The organism is Corallococcus sp. CA053C (genome assembly GCF_003611675.1).
Taxonomy (GTDB): domain Bacteria; phylum Myxococcota; class Myxococcia; order Myxococcales; family Myxococcaceae; genus Corallococcus.
In genome coordinates this window covers 1-3,145 of record NZ_RAWA01000653.1, presented here as the reverse complement: position 1 = coordinate 3,145, position 3,145 = coordinate 1, and the positions used below count along the sequence as shown (strand labels likewise).

Below are 3,145 nucleotides of genomic sequence, written 5' to 3'. Positions count from 1 at the left end.
GAGACAGCCTCTGGGATGGGACCCGAGGGGGTGGCAGGCGGCCATGGAAGGCCTGCGCGCGCCGCTGGGTCCCGCCGGGGACATGGGCGAGACTGGTCGGGCACACGCAGGGGAGGAATCGGGTCATGGCATTCGCGGAGCGCAGGACCGACGGACAGGACGCAGGCACGTCGCCGAGGCAGCCCCCGTCGTGGACACCTCCGCGGGAACCGGACCTGAAGGGGAGGAGCTGATCATGGCCGTCTCCAAGCCGGTGGATCCGCTGGAGTCCCTGGGTCGCGGTCACGTGCGCAGCGTCTGGGAGGTGATGGAGGCGATGAGCATCCTCATGTCCCGACGCAACGAGGGCCTGCCGCTCAACCTGCCGCAGGTGACGCTGTTCCTGCGCAGCGGGCGCGAGGTGACGGGCATCCTGCGTGAGTACGGCGAGTTCCGTCAGGGACGCGGGGTGCTCCTGAACACCGGGGTGCTCCTGAACACGTCGAGCGGGAATGGCTCGCGCACGGACAGCACGGACGTGACGTTCGTGCCGGACGGGGTCATCGAAGCGCTCACGCTGCACGACGTGACCGTGCTGGACACGCCGGCCCGGTCGATGCCCGAGTCCTCGCCCCTGCACCTGTGGCGGCAGCTGCCCGCGATGGCCGACAAGCTGTCCACCACCTGGGGCATCCCGGTGACCGCGGAGCTCAGCCCGGGCACGGACCTGGAGCAGGCCAGCACCGTGCAGGCCCTGGCCTGGCTCATCGAGCGCACGGCAGAGGTCGTCAGCAGGCTCGCCACGGCGTCCGACCTCAGCCCGGTGCTCCGGGAGAAGGGGCTCAAGCTGCGGCTGTCCGTGGGCGACACCTTCCAGGTGAGGTTCCAGGACGACACGCTGGACCTCATCACGTCGCACCACCCGGCCGCGTGGCCCCTGGACCGGGAGCTGAAGCTGGCGGTAGGGGACGCGCTGCCGTAGCGCGGACGCCGCCGGGCGCCGGCCTTTCGGGCACGGCGCCGGGCAGCGGCCCCACAGGCCCCGGCGGGCCCTCCGGGCCTCGAGCTCCAGGGACTCGAACTCGCCGCGCCGGGAGCCACCGGCCGGCGAGACGAACAGCGTGCACGCGTACCCGCGCTCCACGAGCAGCGCGTTCACGTCGTGGTCGTCCACGGACACATACGCGAGCCGCCGTCCGAAGCGGTCCGTGCACGCCTCGCCGTCCCGCAGCCGCACCGTGCGGCCCTCCACCAGCGAGCGGTTGAACGCCGCCGCCTCCTCGCCGAAGCAGTCGTGGTGGCCGCGCGTCGTCTCCGGCGCATCGGCGAGCAGGTAGCGGATCCGCTCGCCGTCCTGGAGCACCACCGTGTCCCCGTCGATGACCTGGACCACCACGCCCGTGCGCGGTCCACACTCCCCCTCCTCCCCGCCTCCGCAGGCGAAGAGGACCGCCAGCAGCATCACCCACCCCGCGTCCCGCGTCCTCATGGCGCGCACGTCCGGTTCTCGCGGCCTGGGGTGCCCCGGTCTCCCGCGCCGTACCTCACGCCGACGGGCGTGGTGCAGAAGGCACTGGCCGCATCGTTGCCGGCCGCGTCCCGCACGCGCGCATCGAGCTGTGAGGACGCGCCCGGGGTCGCGGCGCTCGTGAAGGACACCGCGTCCAGCACGGTCCCCTGCACCGCCAGCTTCAGGACGTGCGCCCCCGCGCCGTTGCCCAGGCTGGAGCCGAACGTGCCGAGCACACCCGGCAACCCGCCGTTGAGCGAGGCCTCCTCGTCACGCGCGAGCACGGCGTAGCCCCCCGCCTTCACCGACAGGCACAGCGCCGAGTCCAGCACGGTGCCGCCCGCTTCGTTGGAGAGCGTCACCCCGTTGAGGTCCACCTCGCGCAGCGCGAGCACCTCCACCCATTCCCCCGTCGCATCCGGCGCGGCGGATGGATCCGCCATGAACTCGGTGAGGACCAGCGAGCCCGCGGTGGGGACGCGGAGCGCGCGTGACTGCCCCGTCGTCCGGTCGATGCACCCGGCCTGGGCAACCCCCGCGTCCGCTCCGGAGCACACGCGGTTGAGTCGCCCCGGTGTGCCCAGGTTGCCCTTGTCGCCATAGGGCTCCGTGGCCGAGCACCACGCGGCCGGCGCGTCGTTGCCCTTCGCCTCACCGGTCAGCGGCGCCGACACCTGGGTGGCCACGCCTTCCTGGGCCGGGCCATACAGCGCGCTGTCGATGAGCACGCCGCCCGCGCGCAAGGCGACGACGCCGCCCGCGTTGCGCAGGTCCACCGAGAACGTGGCGAGGGGCTCCGGAAGCCCGCTGTTCACCCCAGGCTCCCTCCGTCGCGCCAGCAGCGCGGACTCGCCCGCGGCGAGCGACAGGCAGCGCTCCGACTCCAGGCGCGTGCCCGACGTGTCCGTCCCCACCGTCAGGCCATTGAGGTCCACGGGCACGGTGGCCCGCACCTCCAGCCACTCGCCCACCGTGTCGTCGCCTCGCGGGTTGGCCATCACCTCGGTGATGACGAGCTCGCCCGGGCGTGGAGCCCGGACGTCCCGGGGAGCCACCGCCCCCGGTGGCAGGCAGGTTCCCACGAGGCCCCCGTCAATCCCTGTCGTTCCACCGTCGGCCAGGTCGGGGCACGGCGTGTTCGCGGCGCCCGGGCTGCCACGCGCTCCGCCCGGTACCGTCTCCGGCGCATCACACCAGCGCGACAGCCCATCCCGGATCCGCGCCGAGCCCGACTTCACGGGCGCGGTGAGCACCACTGAATCAAGCACCCGCGTCCCGCACCTGAGGCCCACGAGTCCCCCGCTGTTTCCCAGCGCACCGAGCGCATCGCCATACGTCTGGTCCACGTGCTCGGGCAGGGGCCCGTCGCGCACGTCACCCAGCACGACGAAGCTCCCCGCATCGAGCGGCAGCCCCGTGGTCAGCGTATAGGCCCGCTCCTGCGCCCCCTCCTCGCGGGCGGTGAAGAGCGTCACGCCCAGCAGGTCCACCGTCTCCCGGGTGGGGTTGTGGACCTCCACGTACTCCTTCCCGGTGTCCGCCCCCGCGGGGTCGTTGAGGTACTCGGTGATGACGAGGTCCCCTGGCAGCAAGGCCTCGCAGGCCTGCGCCTCCTCTTCCCACTCCGGCAATCCACACGCCCCCAACCCTCCCAAT

General features: G+C 72.8%; 2 protein-coding genes and 1 pseudogene. 1 reads left to right on the top strand and 2 read right to left on the bottom strand.

What is annotated here, in order from left to right:
* The first annotated feature begins 235 nt into the window (after positions 1–235).
* Positions 236–961 (top strand): hypothetical protein, encoded by a 726-nt coding sequence (locus D7V97_RS46350; RefSeq protein ID WP_233583576.1) that lies wholly within the window; start codon positions 236–238, stop codon positions 959–961.
* A gap of 111 nt (positions 962–1,072) precedes the next feature.
* Here D7V97_RS46350 and D7V97_RS46345 read toward each other — a convergent pair.
* Together D7V97_RS46345 and D7V97_RS41645 are read right to left on the bottom strand one after the other, a co-directional pair.
* Positions 1,073–1,441: pseudogene (locus D7V97_RS46345) on the bottom strand (thermonuclease family protein); the annotation flags it as partial.
* Positions 1,442–1,464: 23 nt separating this feature from the next.
* Positions 1,465–3,144, bottom strand: a complete 1,680-nt coding sequence (locus tag D7V97_RS41645; RefSeq protein WP_120616077.1) for a lamin tail domain-containing protein — start codon at positions 3,142–3,144, stop codon at positions 1,465–1,467.
* Between the last annotated feature and the right edge of the window lies 1 nt (position 3,145).

What these genes read in the sequence shown, in the direction of transcription:
- D7V97_RS46350 (WP_233583576.1), top strand. Translation starts at nt 236, where the DNA reads ATGGCCGTCTCCAAGCCGGTGGATCCGCTGGAGTCCCTGGGTCGCGGT.